We start from the raw sequence: 3,258 nt of genomic DNA on the forward strand, positions 1-3,258 counted from the left end.
AGCCCCTCACGCCCCACGGGAAGCCCCTCACGCCCCACGGGAAGCCCGTCACGGAGCCGGAGCCCGCCAAGTGAACGCGCGCCACGCGCGCGTGCTGCTCGTTGCCCTCGGCCTGGTGACGCTCGTGGATCTCGTCTCCCTGGCCGCCGGGTACGGGACCGGCCATACGGCGGCCAAGCCCCTCCTGATGCCCCTGCTCGCCCTCTACGCGCGCGTGTGCGGCGGACCCCGGCTCCTCGTCGCCGCACTGCTCTTCGGCTGGGGCGGAGACGTCCTGCTCCTCTTCGACGCCGAGCCGGCCTTCCTCGCAGGAATGGCGTCCTTCGCGGCGGGCCATGTCTGCTACCTGCTGCTCTTCCGGCAGACCGCCGCACTCACCGGGAAACGGCCTCCACGCGCGCGTGCCACCTGGCTGACGGCAGCCGCGTACGCCCTCGCCCTCGTCACCACCGTCGCTCTCCTGTGGCCCGGTCTCCCCGCCGACCTCCGCGTCCCCGTCGCCGGCTACAGCCTGCTGCTGACCGCGATGGCTTACGGGGCCGCACGGCTCGGGCTTCTCGCGGGCATCGGCGGTGCCCTGTTCATGCTGTCGGACACCCTCATCGCGACCGGCGTCGCCGAGTGGCCACAGCTCCCGAGGCCCGACTTCTGGATCATGATCACGTACATCGCGGCGCAGTATCTGCTGGCCAGAGGGGTGCTGGGGGCCGCCGGCGCGCAGCCCGTGCCCCCGGCGACGTACCGTGAGAGGCGCACCCTCACCACCTGAGCAGGAAGCAGGATCCAGTCATGCGCGCCACCACCATCCACGCCCCGTTCGACATGCGGGTGGCGGACGTGCCCGACCCGGTGGTGCGGAATCCGGGCGACGCCGTGGTGCGGGTGCTGCGCTCCTGCATCTGCGGCAGCGACCTGTGGGCGTACCGGGGCGAGTCGGCACGGCAGGCGGGCCAGCGGATCGGACACGAGTTCCTCGGGATCGTCGAGGAGACCGGTGCGGAGGTGACCGGGGTCGGGCGCGGAGACCTCGTCGTCGCGCCCTTCACGTGGTCCGACGGGGTGTGCGACTACTGCCGTGAAGGGCTCACCACGTCCTGCGAGCACGGCGGGTTCTGGGGCTCGGTCGGGTCCGACGGCGGGCAGGGCGAGGCCGTCCGCGTCCCGTTCGCCGACGCCACGCTCGTCGCGCTGCCCGCCGAGGCCGCCTCCGACGACCGTCTGCTGGCCGCCCTCCTGACGCTCTCCGACGTCATGGGGACCGGCCACCACGCGGCGCTCGGCGCGGGCGCCCGCGCCGGAGTCACGGTCGCCGTCGTCGGTGACGGCGCAGTCGGCCTGTGCGGCGTTCTCGCGGCCAAGCGGCTCGGCGCCGACCGGATCATCGCGCTGGGGCGCCACGAGGCCCGTACGGACATCGCACGCCGTTTCGGAGCCACCGACGTCGTCGCCGAGCGCGGGGACGCGGCCGTCGAGGCCGTACGCGAACTCACCCGCGGCCAGGGCGCGCACGCCGTCGTGGAAGCCGTAGGGACGGAGCAGTCCATGCGCACGGCCGTGAGCATCACCCGTGACGGCGGTGCGATCGGCTTCGTCGGCGTTCCGCACGGCAGCGGCACCGGCCTCGACCTGAGCGTCATGTTCGACCGGAACATCGCCCTGCGCGGCGGGGTCGCGCCCGTCCGCACGTACATCCCGGAACTGCTGCCCGACGTCCTCGACGGAACCATCGACCCGTCGCCCGTCTTCGACCTGACCGTTGGTCTGGAAGGCGTGCCGGACGGCTACAAGGCGATGGACGAGCGCACCGCGCTCAAGGTCATGGTCGCCAACTGACCCGTCGGCCGGCGGAAAGGGTCACCAGCGGATCGGCACCGGCACCGCCGTGAGGACCGCCGAGACCGCGACCACCAAGCCCAGGACCACGACCTCCGCGCGCGCGGGGGAGTAGGCGGTGAGCGGGTCGGGCGCCCGGTGCAGCCGGTGGCGGGCCCACAGGGCGAGGGCGGCGACGGCGGCCACGAGGATCACCTTGGCGAGCAGGGTGCGCCCGTACGCCGTCGTCGTCAGCTGATCCAGGACCGTGCCGGGCGGCATCCGGCGCAAGGTGCTGCCCACCCCCGTCGCGGTGATCGCGGCGAGCAGGACGGCTGCCACGCGCGCGTAGAGGCCCAACAACGCGACGCCCTCCCCGGGGGCCGTGTTCCGCCACCGGTGGAGCGTGCGCAGGACGTACAGCAGCCCGCCCGCCCACAGAGCCGCGCACGTCACATGAACGAGTGTCAGACCCGAGCCGATCAGCGGGCTCTGCTCCGTGGTGGGGTGGGCGCGCAGCGCCTCCGCGACGGCCACCGCGGCCAGCGGCCACACCTGGTTGCCCGGGCGGCGCGACAGGGCGCACAGGCCCATCACGACGAACGCGTTGACCTCCAGCAGCGCGAGCGCGCCGTCCCGGGTCTGGTAGAGCCCGCCGATGTCCATGTCGGAGAGGCTGCGCGGCACCAGGTTGCCGGTGGCCACCACCGAGGCGAGACCGAGCGCGGCGACGAAACCGGCGGCGGCAGCGGCCGGGGCCCAGCTGCGGGGTGCGTCCTGAAGCGGCGCGCCCGGCACCCTGCGGGCCAGCCACGTGACGAACAGCTCGCCCGCCGAGACGCACACGGCGGCGAACAGGACCGTCCGCAGCAGCGCTATCCCGCCCACGCCCGGAGGGGTGGCCTCTCCCGTGCCGCGCAGCGCGGTGGGCGGCCCGAGGAAGGGGATCAGCGCGGCCAGGGCCACCAGGGCGAGGACGGCGACGGAACGCCGCACGACGGCCGCGCTCACCCGGGGCGCGCCCGCCTCGCCACCCGCGTCGGCAGTCGGTCTTATCGAACTCACCTCAAGATCTTCACCAGTCGTCCAGGTCCGGGCAAGTCCTGGCAAACAACTGGCGGAACGGTATTCCGCTCACGCACACGACATTCCGCCCATCCATACGCGCCCGGCCGCCCTCCGACTCAGACCCAGCGCGGCGAATCCGCACCCCAGGGCCCGGGAGGCCGCGACCAGTCGCCCGGCCCGCCCGCGAAGGACACCGGCGGCAGGGCGTACCGCAGCCGTCCCAGAGCACTGTCCGCCTCCGCGAGCCAGGGCGCCGGATCGCCGTACGAGGCCTCGGCAGAGCCGGAATCAGAGTACGAGCCCTCCGGCGAGCCGGAGGCCGCCGCCGTCGTCGCCCGCCTCCCACGCCGCGAGGCTGCCGTCGTCGCCCCACCCCGC

Annotated in this window: 3 protein-coding genes; 2 read left to right on the top strand and 1 reads right to left on the bottom strand. The window is 73.8% G+C overall.

What is annotated here, in order from left to right; all coding sequences use genetic code 11:
- Positions 1–70: 70 nt before the first annotated feature.
- Positions 71–769: a lysoplasmalogenase gene (locus tag AOK17_RS47420; RefSeq protein ID WP_055618810.1), complete on the top strand. Its 699-nt coding sequence runs from the start codon at positions 71–73 to the stop codon at positions 767–769.
- A gap of 20 nt (positions 770–789) precedes the next feature.
- On the top strand, positions 790–1,833 hold the full coding sequence (locus tag AOK17_RS47425; RefSeq protein ID WP_055618811.1) for a zinc-dependent alcohol dehydrogenase family protein: 1,044 nt from the start codon (positions 790–792) through the stop codon (positions 1,831–1,833).
- Positions 1,834–1,854: 21 nt separating this feature from the next.
- Here AOK17_RS47425 and AOK17_RS47430 read toward each other — a convergent pair whose 3' ends face one another.
- Positions 1,855–2,877 carry a CopD family protein gene (locus AOK17_RS47430; RefSeq protein ID WP_055618812.1) on the bottom strand — a complete coding sequence of 341 codons (1,023 nt, stop codon included), beginning with the start codon at positions 2,875–2,877 and terminating at the stop codon, positions 1,855–1,857.
- Between the last annotated feature and the right edge of the window lie 381 nt (positions 2,878–3,258).

Origin of the sequence: Streptomyces phaeochromogenes, from assembly GCF_001418655.1 — a bacterium.
GTDB classification, from domain to species: Bacteria; Actinomycetota; Actinomycetes; order Streptomycetales; family Streptomycetaceae; genus Streptomyces; species Streptomyces phaeochromogenes.